The following is a 14235-nucleotide window of genomic DNA, read 5'->3' as shown; positions in this document are numbered from 1 at the left end:
CGGGCGGCGGCGCGACCGCCCGCCGCCCCGCGGCCCTGCGCTTCGCCCCCGCCGTCGCCGGCTACGCCGCCGTCGTGGCCGCCCTGCTCGCCACCGGCACCCCGGCGCTCGACGTGGCCCGCTGGACCGGGTACGTCCTGCTGGCCGTGCTGCTGCCCGGCACGCTGGTCTTCCGGGCGCTGCGCCGCCGCCCGCACACCCTGGTCGAGGACCTGGCGCTGGGCGCCGCGGTCGGGCTGGTGCTGGAGCTGGTCGGCTGGGCGGCGTTCACCGCCGCGGGGCGGCCCGGCTGGCTGTGGTTGTGGCCGCTGGCGGTGCTGGCGCCGTTCGTGGCCGTGCCCCGGCTGCGCCGGCACTGGCGGCCCGCCGGGTACGTCCCGGTTCCCGCCGGCTGGGCGTGGTCGCTCGCCGCCGTGGTCGCCGGCTTCACGCTCTACCTGACCGAGTCGTTCCTGCGGGTCAACCCGGTGCTGCCCACCGACGAGGGGCAGGCACAGTACATCGACCTGGCGTTCCAGCTCTCCCTGGCCGGCGCGGCCACCCACCGGGTGCCGCTGGAGGTGCCGCAGGTCGCCGGGGAGCCGCTGCACTACCACTGGTTCGGCTTCGCCCACTTCGCCGCGGCCAGCCTGGTCAGCGGCGTCGACCTGCCGACGGTGTTCTTCCGGCTGGGCGTGCCGACCCTGTGCGCGCTCGCCGCCGTGCTGGTCGCGGTGGTCGGCTGGCGGGTCTCCGGCCGGGCGTACGCGGGGGTGGGCGCCGCCGCGCTGATGTTCACCGTCGGGGAGTTCGGCTACGAGAACGGGGTGCGCCAGCTCTTCGGCACCCAGGCCACGTTCATCGTCTGGGGCAGCCCGTCGATGACGTACAGCTGGGTCCTGCTGCTGCCGCTGGTCGCCGCGCTCGGGGAGATCGTCGGCCGGGCCCGCGGGTCGACCGTGCCGGCGCTCGGGCGCGGCGGGTGGGCGCTCGCGGTGCTGTTCCTGGCCGCCTCGACGGGGGCGAAGGCCAGCTCGGTGCCGGTGGTGCTGGCGGCGCTCGCCTTCACCGCCGCCGTGGCGCTGCTGGCCCGCCGCCGGCCGCCCCGGGCGGTGCTGGCGGCGGCGGGGCTGGCGCTGGCCGCGCAGCTGTTCGCCACCGCCGTGCTGTTCGCGTTCGAGAGCCACGGGGTGACCGTCGACCCGTTCTCGGGGCTGCGCCCGTACGTCGGCACGGGCCACCCGGCGGGGGTGACCGCGCTGCTCTGGGTGGCGGTTTTCGGCGCGTTCCTGCTCAACCTCCAGCTTCGGCTGGCCGGGGCGCTGGCGCTGCTGCGGCTGCGCCGGTGGCGGCTGGAGCCGGTGCAGGTGTTCCTGCTCGGCGGCGCGCTCGCCGGGCCGGCGATCTACCTGCTGGTCGGCCACCCGGGCAGCAGCAACCAGTACTTCACCCGGGCCGGGTTCGCGTTCGGGGTGATCCTGTCGGCGTGGGGCTGGGCGGAGCTGCTGGACCGGGCCGCGCTGGGCGTCCGGGGCCGGGCGCTGCTCGCGGCCGGGGCGGCCGGGTTCGCCGTGCTGCTCACCGCCGTCCAGCTGCGCCATCCGGCCCCCGGGCCGGCCGGCCCGGCGTACGCCCCGGTGCTGCCGCTGCTGACGTGGGCGATGGCGCTGGCGGCGGTGGCGGTGCTGGTGGCGCTGTGCTGGCCGGCGCTGGTGGGCCGGTGGCCGGGGCTCGCCGGCCGGGGCGGGGCGGTGCTGCTCACCGCCGCCCTGGTCGCGGGCGCGCCCGGGCTGGTGCTGGACGCGGCGGCCGCCCACCGGTATCCCAACGGCGGGGCGTACCCGGTGGAGCGGATGCCGGCCTCCCGCGTGGCGGCGGCCCGCTGGGTGCACGACCACAGCGAGCCCGACGACGTGGTGGCGACCAACGCGCACTGCCGGGCGGTGGTGCAGGGCTGGTGCGACGCCCGGTCGTTCTGGCTGAGCGGGTACACCGAGCGCGCGGTGCTGGTCGAGGGGTGGGCGTTCGCGCCCCGGATGGTCGGCCTGCCCGGCGGCCCGTACGCCCCGTTCTGGGACGCCGCGCGGCTGCGCGCCAACGACGAGGCGTTCACCGCCCCGACGGCCGACGGCCTGGCCCACCTGCGCGACACGTACGGCGTGCGCTGGCTGGTCGTCGACCGCCAGGTCGGGCGGGAGTCCGAGGCGCTGGCCACGCTGGCCGAGCTGCGCTACACGAACGCCCGGATGGCCGTCTACCGCCTGCGCTGAACGGAGGGGCCCCTTGAGCAGGGGCCCCTCCGTTCGCCGTCAGTTCAGGGGGAGGCTGCGGGCCAGGGCCGAGCCGTTTGACTCGAACGCGGCCAGCAGGGCCGTCGGCGTGCCGCCGGCGACCGGGGCCACCACCGTCGCCGACCGGCCGGCGGCCAGCTCGACGGTCCGGTCACCGAGGGCGGCGTCGCCGTCCCAGGCATACAGGTACGCCGTGCCGGCGCGGTCGGCCCGCAGGGTGACCTCCACCCCGCCGGCCACCGGGCGCTGGCCGGTCAGCCGCAGGGCGTCCTGCGGCAGCCGGGGCACGGCGGCCGGGGCCACCCCGTCCACCGCCGCCTGGGCGATGGTCTGCGGGCTGTGCACGCTGCGGGCGGCGGTGTCCGGGAAGACCGGGGCGCTGGGCTGCCGCTGGGCCGTCGGTGCGCCGCTGCCGCTTGCAGCCCTGTGGGACCACCTTCCGGCCCAGCACGTCGTCCGTGACCTGGACGAACACCTTCAGCGCGTCCGCGGTCCAGGCGATCCGGCCCGTCGCCGAGGCGTCCTGCGGGGTGGTGGCCGCCCCCTCCCAGATCCGGGACAGGTCCAGCTCCTCGCCCGGGTACTCGCCGGGGGAGGCGACGCCGTCGACGGCGTGGACGGCGCCGACCACGCCGTCGATGGCGTGGTCGGCGCCGGCGTGCGGGACCTCGGTGGTCGGCACGATCTCCAGGGCGCCGGTCTCGACCGTGCTGCCGGCGGCGCTGGTCGTGGTGATGGTGATGCGGTAGTCGCCGTCCGAGCCGCCCTCGTTGGCCGTCGGCAGGGTGGCGTCGGAGTTGGTGACCGTGAAGGTGACCGCCCCGGTGCCGCCGGGGGCCAGGTCGGCGTAGCTCTTCGTAGCTCTTCGTGGGCGCGTCGGCGGTGAAGCCGTCCGGCAGGCCGAGGGTGACGGTGCCGCTCTGGGTGGCCTCGCCGTGGTTGCGCAGGTCGGTCGCCGCCGAGGGGGCCGCCCGGTGAGCGTGCGCACCGCGGCGACGACCGAGGGGAAGCGGCGGTGAGCGTGCGGCCGGCGGGCCCGGTCGCCCGCCCCGCGCCGCGGGCCGACCGGCCCGCCCCGGTGCTGTTCGGCATCGACTTCGGCGGCACCAAGATGGCGGTCGGGGTGGCCGACGGCGAGGGTCGGCTGCTGGCCCGCGAGCGCGTGCCGACGCACGCCGAACAGGGCGCCCCGCAGGCCCTGGACCGCGCGCTGGACCTGGCCGGGCGGCTGCTGGCGGACGTCGGCGCACCGCTCGCCGCGGCCGGCGTCGGCCGCGCTGGCCGAGCTGCGGCTCGGATCCCTCCGCGACGCCGATCCCGCTCTGGTCGTCGGGCTCGGCACCGGGGTCGCGGCGGCGGTCACGGTACGCGGAGCGGTGCTGGCCGGGCACCACGGCGCGGCCGGCGAGATCGGGTACGCCGTCACCGGCGGCCGTGGCCCGGCACGATGCTGGAACTGGGCTTCTCGGGCCGGGCGCTGGACCGGCTCGCCGAGTCCTCCGGGGTGCCGGGCGGGGTGGCCGGGCTGGCCGCCGCCGCCGAGCGCCCCGGGCCGGCCCGGGACGCGCTGACGGCCCGGGTCGACGAGCTGGCTCGGCACCCGGTCACCTGCTGCCTGCTGCTCGACCCGCAGCGGGTGGGACCCGGCGGGATCGGCCGCCGCCGTACGCGTGCCGTCCGCGCCGCAGCCCGCCGTGGTCGCGATGGTGAGCGCGGCCAACAGGACCGCCCCGGCACGTCGAAACACCTGTCCACTTTCCCCGTGGTCGATTCGCTGCCCGCCCGGGTCCACACCGGACGGCCGATGGATCGTAGCGGACGGCGAGCCGGGCTCAGCGGGGTGCGCGGAGCGCGGCGATCAGCCACTCCACGGCCGGTACCGAGGACGGGAACGGGAGCCGCCGGTTGAGCACCCCGACGAGCTGCCAGTACCGCTCGACCCGGCGATCGGTGAAGGTCGCCAGACGGTCGGCCAGCGCGGCCCGCTCCCGGCCGGTCAGCGCCGGGTCCACGAGCTGCGCGAGCACCGCTGCCGCCTCCGGGGACTCCGGGGCCAACCCGGCGGCCAGCGCCTCCCGGGCCCGCTCCACGGACGCGGGCGACAGCTCCACGGTGGAGTCGCCCGCCGCGCCGGCGAGCGCCATCTGGCGTACCCGCTCCCGGAACGCCGGGTCGGCGACCAGCCCCGCCAGCTCCAGCCACGCGTCCACCTCCGCGTCGCTGGGATCGTCGGGCAGTTCGGCGGGCAGCGCCCGCATGGCCCCGGCCAGGCCGGCCCCGGGCGCGTCGGCGGGGATCCCGGCGAAGACGTCGGCGACGAAGTCGTCGACGATCCGCTGCCGCTCCTCGGCGGAGAGTCGGGCCAGGTCGGTCATCAGTTTCAGCTCCTCTGTCGTACCGCCACGTCGGGCGACCGACCGCAGCACCGCCCGGCGCAGCCGCAGCATCCGGATCTCGGCGTCGAGTGCCCGTACGTGCGCCCCCGCGACGTCGGCCACGCTCTCCTGGCGGTCCAGGATCCGGCGGGCGGCGTCCAGGCCGATGCCGAGGTCCCGCAGGGTCCGCAGCAGGTCGAGCCGGGCCACCGCCGGCGCGTCGTACAGCCGGTAGTTGCCGGAGGTCCGGGTGGTCGGCGGCAGCAGGCCGAGGTCGGACCAGAAGCGGATGGTGCGCACGGTCAGGCCGGTCCGCCGGGCGAGTTGCCCGATGGTGTACAGCTCGGTGCGGTCGGTCACCCGCCCAGCGTGCACCCTCCAGCCGCTGGAGACTCAAGCCCCGCGGCTCGCGTGGGATCAGTTCTCCGTGGGGCGGTGGGCGCGCAGCATGAGGGACACGCCGGGCAGCGACCGCACCGGCAGGTACCGCTCGGCGGTGATGACGGCCCGCAGGCCCAGGTTGAGCACGGGGTGCGGGTCGTCCAGGTCGCTGCCGGTGGACCTGCGCCGCCGCCAGGCCGCGGCCGGCCGGAGCAGCACGTTCCAGCTCCACAGCTCGTCGACCACCAGCCCGGCCTTCTCCACGACGGCGCGCAGCGACGCGCGGTCGTACCGCCGGACGTGGCCGACCGCCTCGTCGTGCGCGGACCACAGCGCCATGTCGGCCGGCACGGCGATCAGGGCGGTGCCGCCGGGGCGCAGGGTCCGGCGGATCTCGGCGGCGGCCAGGTGGTCCTCGTCGAAGTGCTCCAGGATGTCGAACGCCACCACGAGGCCGAGGCTCGCCGAGGGCAGCGGCAGGTGCCGGGCGTCGGCCTGGACGACGTCCAGCCCCCGCTCCCGGGCCACGGCGGCGCCCTCCGGGGTGTATTCCAGCGCCACCGGGCGCCAGCCGTGCGCGCGCAGCACCCGGGTGTTGCCGCCGCCGGCCGCGCCGACGTCGAGCGCCCGCCCGGGGCGGTGCCCGGCGGCGGCCAGCCGGCGCAGCGCGCGGGCCAGCAGCACGCGCCGCTCCCGGTACCACCAGTGGGTGTCCTCCAGGGCGGCGAGCTTGCGGACTTCGGTCGCTTCCACGGCGTGCTCCTCGCGCTTCTCGGCGGCTCTCACCCTAGTCGGGCGCCGCCCGTCCGGTCGTGCCGGCGTGAGGTTCGGGCCGACCGACACGGGCATGCGACGTGGCCCCTGTGGAGCTGCCCCGCCTGTGCGCCCGTCCGCCCGCCACAAGCTGCCCCGCCTGTGCGCCCGTCCGCCCGCCACATCGTGCCCCGCCTGTGCGGGCAGCTCCATAGGGGCCGGGAAGACCTCGGGCCGTACCCGATTGGTGTTCCCTATCGCTCCCCAAGCGGCTATCTTGGGGAGCGATGGGGAATGAAATGTACTCGGTCGAGCAGGTGGCCGAGCTGCTCGGCCTGCACGTGCGTACCGTGCGGGGCTACATCCGCGCCGGCCGGCTCAGGGCCGTACGGATCGGCAAGCAGTACCGGGTCGCCCGCGCCGACCTCGACGCGCTGACCGGGCGGTCGCAGCCGGGGGCGACCCGGCCCGCGGGCGTAGCGCCGGTGGAGGTGTCCAGCATCGCGCAGGTCGACGGGATCGAGCGGGCCGCGGCCGACCGGCTGGGCACGCTCGTGCTGGCCGCGGCGAACACGGGCGCCGACCCTGCCCACGCGCTGCGCGTCCAGACCGTCTACGACGAGGAGCGGAACCGCATGAAGATCGTGATACTCGGGGGCGCCGCCGCCACGGCGGAGCTGCTGCGCCTGGTCGACGCCGTCCTGGAAGGCGGCAACGGCCTGCTCGCCTGGGAAGCGGGGGAGGCCCGGGATGCCTGACGTGGTGCGGGAGCGGGCCGGGGTGCGGGTGCTGGAGTGCGATCCGGACGGCCCGCCGGTGACCACCGTGCAGGACGCGGTGGACCTGATCGGTGCGGCGTTCCTCGGCGCCGAGGTGGTGGCGGTGCCCGCAGGCCGGCTCGACGAGCAGTTCTTCGAGCTGGGCAGCCGGTTCGCCGGCGAGGTCATGCAGAAGTTCGTCAACTACCGGCTGCGGCTGGCCGTGATCGGCGACATCTCCCGGCAACTCGTGGCGAGTCCGGCGCTGCGCGCCCTCGTCCACGAGTCCAACCGGGCCGACCACGTCTGGTTCCTGCCCGACCTCGACGCGCTCGACGCCCGCCTGCGCGCCGTTGCCTGACCGGGCCCGGAGATTGGCAAGGGCCCCTTGCGGCGCGGAACGCGCCTTGACAAGGGGCCCTTGCCGGGGTGTCAGGCCCGCGTGAAGACGAGAGCCACGTTGTGCCCGCCGAAGCCGAACGCGTTGTTCAGCGCGGCGGGGACCTCCATGTGGCGCGCCTCGTGGGCGGCCACCTCCAGGTCGAGGCCGTCGTCCGGGTCGTCCAGGTTGATCGTCGGGGGGACGACACCGTCGCGGATCGCCAGGATGGTGGCGATCGACTCCAGCGCGCCGGCCGCGCCGAGCAGGTGGCCGGTCATCGACTTGGTGGCGGTGAGGACCGGGTGGTCGCCGAGCGCGGCGCGCAGGGCGCCGATCTCCAGCATGTCGCCGACGGGGGTGGAGGTGGCGTGGGCGTTGACGTGGACGATGTCCCGCTTGGCGATGTCCGCGTCGGCGATCGCCCGGCGGATCGCCCGGATCGCGCCCTCACCCTCCGCGTGCGGCTGCACGATGTCGTACGCGTCGGAGGTGATCCCGGCCCCGGCGAGCCGCGCGTACACCCGGGCGCCCCGGGCGGCGGCGTGCTCGGCCCGCTCCAGCACCACGATGCCGGCGCCCTCGCCGAGCACGAACCCGTCCCGGCCCTTGTCCCAGGGGCGGGACGCCCGCTCGGGCTCGTCGTTGCGGGTCGACATGGCCCGCATCGAGGCGAACCCGGCCATCGGCAGCGCGTGGATGACCGCCTCCGTGCCACCGGCCACCACCACGTCGGCCCGGCCGGCGCGGATGATGTCCAGACCCAGCGCGATGGCCTCTGCCCCGGTGGCGCAGGCACTGGCCACCGAGTGCACGCCGGCCTTCGCGCCCACCTCCAGCCCCACCCAGGCGGCGGGACCGTTCGGCATCAGCATCGGCACGGTGTGCGGGGAGACCCGGCGGGGGCCGGACGCCTCCAGGATGTCGTCCTGCGCGAGCAGGGTCGTGGCCCCGCCGATGCCGGAGCCGACGCTGACCGCCAGCCGCTCCGGGTCCAGCCCGGAGTCGGCCAGGCCGGCGTCCGCCCAGGCCTGCTTCGCCGCGACGAGCGCGATGGCCTCGGAGCGGTCGAGCCGGCGCAGCTTGACCCGGTCCAGGATCTCGGACGGCTCGACAGCGAGCTGGGCGGCGATCTGGACCGTGAGCTGCGCGGCCCACTCCTGGGTGAGCGCACCCACCCCGGAGCGGCCCGCGAGCATGGCGTCCCAGGTCGACGCGACGTCCCCGCCCAGTGGGGTGGTCGCGCCGAGCCCGGTGACGACGACGTCGGTGCGACTCATGATCAGGACTGCGCCTCGATGTAGCTGACGGCGTCCCCGACGGTCTTCAGGTTCTGCACCTCGCTGTCCGGGATCTTGACGCCGAACTTCTCCTCGGCGGCGACCACGACCTCCACCATGGAGAGCGAGTCGACGTCCAGGTCATCGGTGAAGGACTTCCCCTCGGCCACGTCGTCCGGGTTCACCCCGGCAACCTCCTCGAGGATCTCGGCGAGGCCGGCGGTGATCTCGTCACGGGTCATTGCGGTTGGGTTCCTCTCAATGGGGTTGGTCTCACCGGGCGACACGGGCCCGGTGCGCACGGCCCGGTGGGGCCGGACGTCAGGGACAGCGGACGACCTGACCGGCGTAGGTCAGGCCGCCGCCGAAACCGAAGAGCAGCACCGGGGCGCCCGAGGGGACCTCCCGCCGCTCGACGAGCTTGGACAGCGCCAGCGGGATGCTCGCCGCCGAGGTGTTGCCGGACTCGACGATGTCCTTGGCGATGATCGCGTCGGGGATGCCCAGCCGCTTGGCGATGCCGTCGATGATCCGGGCGTTGGCCTGGTGCGGCACGAAGGCGGCCAGCTCCGACGGGTCGACCCCGGCCCGCTCGCACGCCTTCAGGGCCAGCGGGGCCAGCTCCGTGGTGGCCCAGCGGAAGACCGCCTGCCCCTCCTGCTTGATGTACGGGCGCCAGCCCTCGATGCGTACCGCGTCGCTCTTCTCCGGCACCGAGCCCCACACCACCGGACCCACCCCGGCCGGCTCGCCCTCGGCGGCGGCGGTGACCACGGCCGCGCCCGCGCCGTCGCCGAAGATGATGCAGGTGGAGCGGTCGGTCCAGTCCGTGAATTCCGACAGCTTCTCCGCGCCGATGACGATCGCGTTGCGCGACGCCCCGGCCCGGATGGCGTGGTCGACGGTGCCCAGCGCGTACGCGAAGCCCGAGCACGCGGTGTTGATGTCGTACGCGCCCGGCGCGGTGATCCCGAGCTTCGCGGCCACCCGGCAGGCCACGTTCGGGCTGCGGTCGACCGCGGTGCAGGTGGCCACCACGACCAGGTCGATGTCGGCGGCGGTGAGGCCCGAGCCGGCCAGCGCCTTGCCGGCGGCGGCCGCGGCCATGTCGGCGACGGTCTCGTCCCCGGCGATCCGGCGGGTCGCGACGCCGACCCGGTCCCGGATCCACTCGTCGTTGGTGTCCACGAGCTGGGCCAGCTCGTCGTTGGTGACGACGCGGGACGGCTGGTAGTGCCCCAGCGCGACGATCCGGCTGACTGTCATGACTGCTGACCCCCGATCCGGGCGAGTGGTTGGCCCGGGGCGACCGGGTCGTCGTGGTGGGCCAGCCACTCGGTGAGCAGGCCGCTGTCGTGCGCGGTCACCTCGACCTGACCCTGCCGGGTGGCGACGTGCCCGATCACCTGGCCGGCCCGCAGCGCCTCGCCCTCGGTCAGCCCGTCGAGGGGCTTGAAGGTGCCCGCCGAGCGGGCCGCCACCACCCGGAACCGGATGGTCGGCTCGTGGTCCGGGGCCGTGCCGTGCCGGGCGATCAGGTCCCGCGCGGCGGGCAGGTCGTCCGGGGTGTTCAGGGTGACGATCTCGGGGACGCCGGACTCCTTGAGGTCCCGCTTGATCAGGCCGGCGAGGGTGCCCGCGGGCGGGAGCTCGATCACCCCGGTGACGCCGAGGTCGGCGAGCGTGCGCATGCACAGGTCCCAGCGCACCGGCGCGGTGACCTGGCGGACCAGCCGCTGCACCACCTCCCGGCCGTGGTCGACCGCCGCCCCGTCGAGATTGGACAGCAGGATCCGGGCCGGACGGGCCGGGGTGATCCCGGCGGCCACCTCGGCCAGCGCGGCCTCGGCCGGGCCCATGTACGGGGTGTGGAACGCCCCGGCCACCTTCAGCCGGATCACCCGGGCCTTCGCCGGCGGCTCGGCCGCGAGCTTGTCCAGGCCGGCGACGGAACCCGCGGCGACGACCTGGCCGGCGCCGTTGCGGTTGGCCGGGTGCAGCCCGTGCGCGTCGAGCGCGGCCAGCACCTCGTCGGCGTCCCCGCCCAGCACCGCGGCCATGCCGGTCGGCTCCAGCGCGCAGGCGGCCGCCATCTCCCGGCCGCGCACCCCGGCGAGGGTGATCGCGGTCTCGGCGGGGAGGACCCCGGCCAGCGCCGCCGCCCCCAGCTCGCCGACGCTGTGCCCGGCGGTGAGCGCCACGTCGTGCATCGGCAGGTGCTCGGCGGCGAGCAGGGCTGCGGCGACCAGCAGCGGCTGGGTGCGGGCGGTGTCCTTGATCTCGTCGGCGTCGGCCTTGCTGCCGAGGTGCACCAGGTCGACCCCGGCCAGTGCCGACCACCAGCGCAGTCGTGCCTCGGTGCCGGTCACGTCGAGCCAGGGGGTCAGGAAGCCGGGTTTCTGCGAACCCTGCCCAGGAGAGAGTACGGCGAGCACGGTTATGACTCTCCCGGATACTCGTCGGTCACGTGTGTGCCGACGGCCACCAAACCACACTAGCGCCTTTGTGGGGTTCCTACAAAAATCGGCGTAGATGATCACCTGTCTGTGACGTTTTGCCGACCGGTGGGGGGCATTGTCTGGGTTGGCACCACGGGGACCACCGGGTCCAGGCGGCCGACCGTCAGCGCCACCTGCAGGGCGAACGCGTCCCGGGGCGCCAGCGGCGAGAAGCCGGTCACCTCGCCGATCCGGCGCAGCCGGTAACGCACGGTGTTGGGGTGTACGAACAGGGCGCGGGCCGCGCTCTCCAGCGTCCCGCCGGCGGCGAAGAACGCGTCCAGGGTCTCCAGCAGCTCCCCGCCGGCGCGGACGAGCGCGGCGTACACGTCGTGGCGCAGCCGGCGGCGGGCCTCGGCGTCCCCGGCGAGGGCCCGCTCGGGCAGCAGCTCGCCGGCCGGAACCGGGCGCGGTGCGGCCGGCCAGGCCGGGGCCGCCCGGAAACCCGCCAGCGCGGCCCGCGCCGAGTCGGTCGCCTCGTCCAGGCTCGGCACCGCCGGGCCCACCACCACCGGCCCGTCCCCGAACGCGGGCAGCAGCTTCCCGGTCGCCGCCATCGGGTCCGCCGCGCCACCGAGCACGATCACCAGCCGGTCGCCGTGCACCCCGCCGATCACCTCGACGCCGATCCGCCGGGCCAGCCGGTAGACCGTGTGCAGCACGGCGGCCACCTCGCCGCCAGGGGAGCGGCCCACCGCCACCGCCACCGGCGGGGCGTCCGACCAGCCGAGCGCCGCGGCGCGACTGGCCAGCACGTCCGGGGAGTCCCCGCGCAGCAGCGCGTCGACCAGCAGGGCCTGCAGCCGGGCGTCCCACGAGCCGCGGGACTCGGCGGCCCGGGCGTACACCCGGGCGGCGGCGAACGCGATCTCCCGGGAGAAGCGCAGCACCGCCTCCCGCAGCTGCTGCTCCTCGCCCTCCGCGGCCAGCGTCCCGACCTGCTCCTCGACCACCTCGATGGTGACCTTGATCAGGGCCACCGTCTGCTGGAGGCTGATCGAGCGGGCCAGCGCCTGCGGCGCGGTGGCGAACACCTCGTCGGAGACCTCCTGGGTGCTGTCCGCCGTGCCGCCGCCGTCGCGCAGCCACTGCACCAGTGACCGGGCGCCGGCCTGGGCCACCAGCATCACCCAGGAGCGCTGGTCCGCCGGGAGCGCCCGGAACCAGGGCAGCGTCTCGTCCATCCGGGCCACGCTCGCGGTGGCCAGCGCCCCCGCCGCCCGTTCGATCCGGCGCAGCGTGGCCGACAGCTCCCCGCCCTCCGGCTCGTTCCCCATTCCTACAGCCTGGCACGACGCGGGGGAGGCGGGGCGGGCAGGGCCAGCTCCTGGCCCAGGATCGCCGCCCGGTGCCCCTACCCGGGCAGCAGGCCGCGCATGCCGACCCCCGCCATGGAGCGCGCCGCCCCCGCGGAACTGACGAGGGGTGCGCCCGGCGCGCGCCGGCCTGGGCCAGTACGGTGACAGGGCGCGCGGTCCGGCCGGTCCGCGCGCGACGCGAGCGTGAGGAGACGGGGCGATGGCGCAGGGGGAGGCCGAGCACGGCTGCGCCCAGGGGGAGGGCTGCCGTCCGGGCCACCACGAGCCGCTGCCGGCGGCGAAGCACCACCGTCGGCCCGCCGGCCCGCCCTACCCCGCCGAGCCGGGCCCGCCCCGGGGCGAGGACGACCCGCCGGTGCCCCGCCAGCGCACCCCGGAGTCGCCCGTCGGTGGGGAGCTGGGGCGGTCCGCGTCCTGCCGCAACGACCAGCCCGGCTGGGCCGGCGCGCACCGGCACGGCCCGGTCCGCCCCCGGCACCGCGCCGTGCGGCAGGAGCGCCCACCGCGCCGCTGGTGCTGACCCCGCGCGGTTGGCGCTGACTCCGCGCTGGTGCCGCCCTCGCGCCGGCGGTGACTCCGCGCCGCGGGTGCCGACCTCGTGCTGTCGGTGCCGGGTCAGCGGGTGCGGCGGCGGATCAGCAGCGCGATCCCGGCCAGCCCGACGGTGATCGCCACCAGCACGCCGACGTTGAGCAGCAGCAGCCGCTGCAGCTCGCCCATCGCCTCGCCCAGGTCCTTGCCCGGTTTCAGCGACTCGTCCGGCAGCACCCGCTCGCCGCCGCCGACGCCACCGCCGCCGCTGACCGTGTCGAGTTGCCGTTCCAGCGGCACGCCGGCCGTCCGCAGGGTCTCGGACATGTTGAGCCGGCCGAGGAACCAGCCGGCCTTGGCCCGGTGGGCCGGGTCGGGCTGCTTCGCCGGCCGGTAGACCCGGGGGCCGCCCAGGGCCAGCGGATAGAGGTCGTACGTCTGGGTCGGGACGTCCCCGGCGAGCACCACGACCGTGTACTTGGGGCCCAGGTCGTCCGGCTTCGGCCCGGCGGCCGCGCCCGTCCGGCTCAGCCAGTTCACCTGGTCGATGACGGCAGCGACCTCGGCGGGATGGGTGGCGGCGCGCAGCCGTAGCGGCTCGGCGAGCTGGTGCCCGGTGATGTCGACCCCGGCCGGCGGTGCTTTCGGCTTGGGCGCGGCCTGCGCCGGCCCGCCCCCCGCCCGCCCCGCGCCACCCTGGGCCGTGCCCGCGCCGGCGGCGTGGGCGGGCTCCGCCAGGGCGGGCGTCAGGACCGCCGCCAGCAGTACCCCCGCGGCCGCCAGGATCAGCCGCTTCACCAGTCGGACCATGGCCGCCTCCTCGCCCCGTCGATTTGGATGGCTTCGCTGCAGGTCACGCGTTGGTTGGCCGACGGCGATGACCGCGTCCCCCTCCGACAGCGGAGACACTTCACCTCAAAGACTGCGCAGAACGTCGATCGGTTGCAGCTGCTGGATCGGGAATTGGAACTATTTGCGATCTCGACCCGACTAATGGTCAGCCGTTGATCAGCGGGCGGATCGTACCTTTACGGAGGGGTTCATGGGGGGCAGGGTCCCACGCGCAGCGCGTACGGCGCCAGCCGTTCTCGGCGTGGCGCTCGGGGTGTCGCTGGCGCTGCCGGCCGCGCCCGCGGCGGCGCACAACTCGCTGACGGCCAGCGATCCCAAGGACGGCGCGCGGATCGCGGTCGCACCCGAGAAGATCGAACTCCGGTTCCTGGCGAAGCCGGACCGGGATACGACGAAGATCACAGTCGCCGGGCCTGACAACGTGCCGGCCCTCGGCGGCTCGCCGACCTACTCGGGCAACCGGGTGAGCGTCCCGTTCGCGCCCGGCGCGGCGGGGCTCTACATCGTCGGGTACCAGCTCGCGTCGGGCGACGGCCACCCGGTGCGGGGCGAGGTGCGCTTCACGCTGACCACCGGCACCCCGGCGCAGCCGCCGTCGTCCGGCCCGGCGGGACCCGCCGCCACCCCGACGGCGGCACCGTCCTCGCCCGCCGCCGCCCCGACCACCCCGTCCGCCGCGATCCCGCTCCCGGCCAGGGACGGCGACGGCGTCGCCCGCTGGCTCTGGGCCGCGGGTGGGGTGGTCGTGCTCGCGGCACTCGCCGCCGTACTCCTGCTGCGCCGCCGCGCACGACGCGCCTGACGCCCCATCGGCGCCCCGCCCCGCCCCGACGAGCCGC

Annotated in this window: 16 protein-coding genes; 7 read left to right on the top strand and 9 right to left on the bottom strand. The window is 76.1% G+C overall.

The features are described from left to right. The first annotated feature begins 74 nt into the window (after positions 1-74). The gene (locus tag JD77_RS04105) at positions 75-2249 is read left to right on the top strand and encodes a hypothetical protein (RefSeq protein WP_145773109.1); all 2175 of its coding nucleotides are present in this window, start codon (positions 75-77) and stop codon (positions 2247-2249) included. Positions 2250-2288: 39 nt separating this feature from the next. Here JD77_RS04105 and JD77_RS33330 read toward each other — a convergent pair whose 3' ends face one another. Further along, entirely contained in the window at positions 2289-2615 is a 327-nt protein-coding gene (locus JD77_RS33330; protein ID WP_145773108.1) for a hypothetical protein, read from the bottom strand. Between the two features lie 113 nt (positions 2616-2728). Here JD77_RS33330 and JD77_RS33325 point away from each other — a divergent pair, with 113 nt between their 5' ends. Both JD77_RS33325 and JD77_RS33320 read left to right on the top strand, forming a co-directional pair. Beyond that, positions 2729-3019 carry a hypothetical protein gene (locus JD77_RS33325; protein ID WP_246140518.1) on the top strand — a complete coding sequence of 97 codons (291 nt, stop codon included), beginning with the start codon at positions 2729-2731 and terminating at the stop codon, positions 3017-3019. Between the two features lie 528 nt (positions 3020-3547). Then, complete coding sequence (locus JD77_RS33320) at positions 3548-3841, top strand: ROK family protein (protein WP_342799677.1); 294 nt, start codon at positions 3548-3550, stop codon at positions 3839-3841. A gap of 261 nt (positions 3842-4102) precedes the next feature. Here JD77_RS33320 and JD77_RS04085 read toward each other — a convergent pair whose 3' ends face one another. Then, the gene (locus JD77_RS04085; RefSeq protein ID WP_145773107.1) at positions 4103-5005 is read right to left on the bottom strand and encodes a helix-turn-helix domain-containing protein; all 903 of its coding nucleotides are present in this window, start codon (positions 5003-5005) and stop codon (positions 4103-4105) included. A gap of 57 nt (positions 5006-5062) precedes the next feature. Then, on the bottom strand, positions 5063-5779 hold the full coding sequence (locus JD77_RS04080) for a class I SAM-dependent methyltransferase (RefSeq protein WP_145773106.1): 717 nt from the start codon (positions 5777-5779) through the stop codon (positions 5063-5065). A 287-nt stretch (positions 5780-6066) separates the two neighbouring features. Here JD77_RS04080 and JD77_RS04075 point away from each other — a divergent pair, with 287 nt between their 5' ends. After that, entirely contained in the window at positions 6067-6537 is a 471-nt protein-coding gene (locus tag JD77_RS04075; RefSeq protein WP_246140517.1) for a helix-turn-helix domain-containing protein, read from the top strand. Continuing rightward, positions 6530-6898 carry a DUF4180 domain-containing protein gene (locus JD77_RS04070; protein ID WP_145773105.1) on the top strand — a complete coding sequence of 123 codons (369 nt, stop codon included), beginning with the start codon at positions 6530-6532 and terminating at the stop codon, positions 6896-6898. Before JD77_RS04075 ends, JD77_RS04070 begins: the two co-directional genes overlap by 8 nt. 71 nt (positions 6899-6969) lie before the next feature. On the opposite strand, the gene fabF is transcribed toward JD77_RS04070, so the two are convergent. The 5 genes from fabF to JD77_RS04045 all read right to left on the bottom strand — a co-directional run bounded on the left by fabF (position 6970) and on the right by JD77_RS04045 (position 11971). Beyond that, complete coding sequence (gene fabF, locus JD77_RS04065) at positions 6970-8196, bottom strand: beta-ketoacyl-ACP synthase II (protein ID WP_145773104.1); 1227 nt, start codon at positions 8194-8196, stop codon at positions 6970-6972. A 2-nt stretch (positions 8197-8198) separates the two neighbouring features. Further along, positions 8199-8438, bottom strand: coding sequence for an acyl carrier protein (locus tag JD77_RS04060; protein WP_145773103.1), 240 nt, complete (start codon positions 8436-8438; stop codon positions 8199-8201). Between the two features lie 79 nt (positions 8439-8517). Next, a complete protein-coding gene (locus JD77_RS04055) occupies positions 8518-9462 on the bottom strand; it encodes a beta-ketoacyl-ACP synthase III (RefSeq protein WP_145773102.1) in 945 nt (314 codons plus the stop codon). Then, a complete protein-coding gene (locus JD77_RS04050; protein WP_145773101.1) occupies positions 9459-10631 on the bottom strand; it encodes an acyltransferase domain-containing protein in 1173 nt (390 codons plus the stop codon). The genes JD77_RS04055 and JD77_RS04050 overlap by 4 nt, the downstream gene beginning before the upstream one ends. Before the next feature lie 101 nt (positions 10632-10732). After that, positions 10733-11971: a PucR family transcriptional regulator gene (locus JD77_RS04045; protein ID WP_145773100.1), complete on the bottom strand. Its 1239-nt coding sequence runs from the start codon at positions 11969-11971 to the stop codon at positions 10733-10735. A 241-nt stretch (positions 11972-12212) separates the two neighbouring features. On the opposite strand from JD77_RS04045, the gene JD77_RS04040 reads away from it, so the two are divergent. Then, the gene (locus JD77_RS04040; RefSeq protein WP_145773099.1) at positions 12213-12533 is read left to right on the top strand and encodes a hypothetical protein; all 321 of its coding nucleotides are present in this window, start codon (positions 12213-12215) and stop codon (positions 12531-12533) included. A gap of 95 nt (positions 12534-12628) precedes the next feature. Here the strand turns inward: JD77_RS04040 and JD77_RS04035 are convergent, their stop codons facing one another. After that, positions 12629-13354, bottom strand: a complete 726-nt coding sequence (locus JD77_RS04035; RefSeq protein WP_145773098.1) for a hypothetical protein — start codon at positions 13352-13354, stop codon at positions 12629-12631. A 232-nt stretch (positions 13355-13586) separates the two neighbouring features. On the opposite strand from JD77_RS04035, the gene JD77_RS04030 reads away from it, so the two are divergent. Then, complete coding sequence (locus JD77_RS04030; RefSeq protein ID WP_145773097.1) at positions 13587-14198, top strand: copper resistance CopC family protein; 612 nt, start codon at positions 13587-13589, stop codon at positions 14196-14198. The last annotated feature ends 37 nt before the right edge of the window (positions 14199-14235 follow it).

Source organism: Micromonospora olivasterospora, from assembly GCF_007830265.1.
GTDB lineage: Bacteria > Actinomycetota > Actinomycetes > Mycobacteriales > Micromonosporaceae > Micromonospora > Micromonospora olivasterospora.
This window is presented reverse-complemented; position numbering and strand designations above follow the sequence as displayed.

Excerpts from the sequence above, each read along its gene's own strand:
- JD77_RS04075 (WP_246140517.1), top strand. The coding sequence starts at position 6,067 with ATGGGGAATGAAATGTACTCGGTCGAGCAGGTGGCCGAGCTGCTCGGC.
- JD77_RS04070 (WP_145773105.1), top strand. The coding sequence starts at position 6,530 with ATGCCTGACGTGGTGCGGGAGCGGGCCGGGGTGCGGGTGCTGGAGTGC.
- fabF (WP_145773104.1), bottom strand. The coding sequence starts at position 8,196 with ATGAGTCGCACCGACGTCGTCGTCACCGGGCTCGGCGCGACCACCCCA.
- JD77_RS04060 (WP_145773103.1), bottom strand. The coding sequence starts at position 8,438 with ATGACCCGTGACGAGATCACCGCCGGCCTCGCCGAGATCCTCGAGGAG.
- JD77_RS04055 (WP_145773102.1), bottom strand. The coding sequence starts at position 9,462 with ATGACAGTCAGCCGGATCGTCGCGCTGGGGCACTACCAGCCGTCCCGC.
- JD77_RS04045 (WP_145773100.1), bottom strand. The coding sequence starts at position 11,971 with ATGGGGAACGAGCCGGAGGGCGGGGAGCTGTCGGCCACGCTGCGCCGG.
- JD77_RS04040 (WP_145773099.1), top strand. The coding sequence starts at position 12,213 with ATGGCGCAGGGGGAGGCCGAGCACGGCTGCGCCCAGGGGGAGGGCTGC.
- JD77_RS04035 (WP_145773098.1), bottom strand. The coding sequence starts at position 13,354 with ATGGTCCGACTGGTGAAGCGGCTGATCCTGGCGGCCGCGGGGGTACTG.
- JD77_RS04030 (WP_145773097.1), top strand. The coding sequence starts at position 13,587 with ATGGGGGGCAGGGTCCCACGCGCAGCGCGTACGGCGCCAGCCGTTCTC.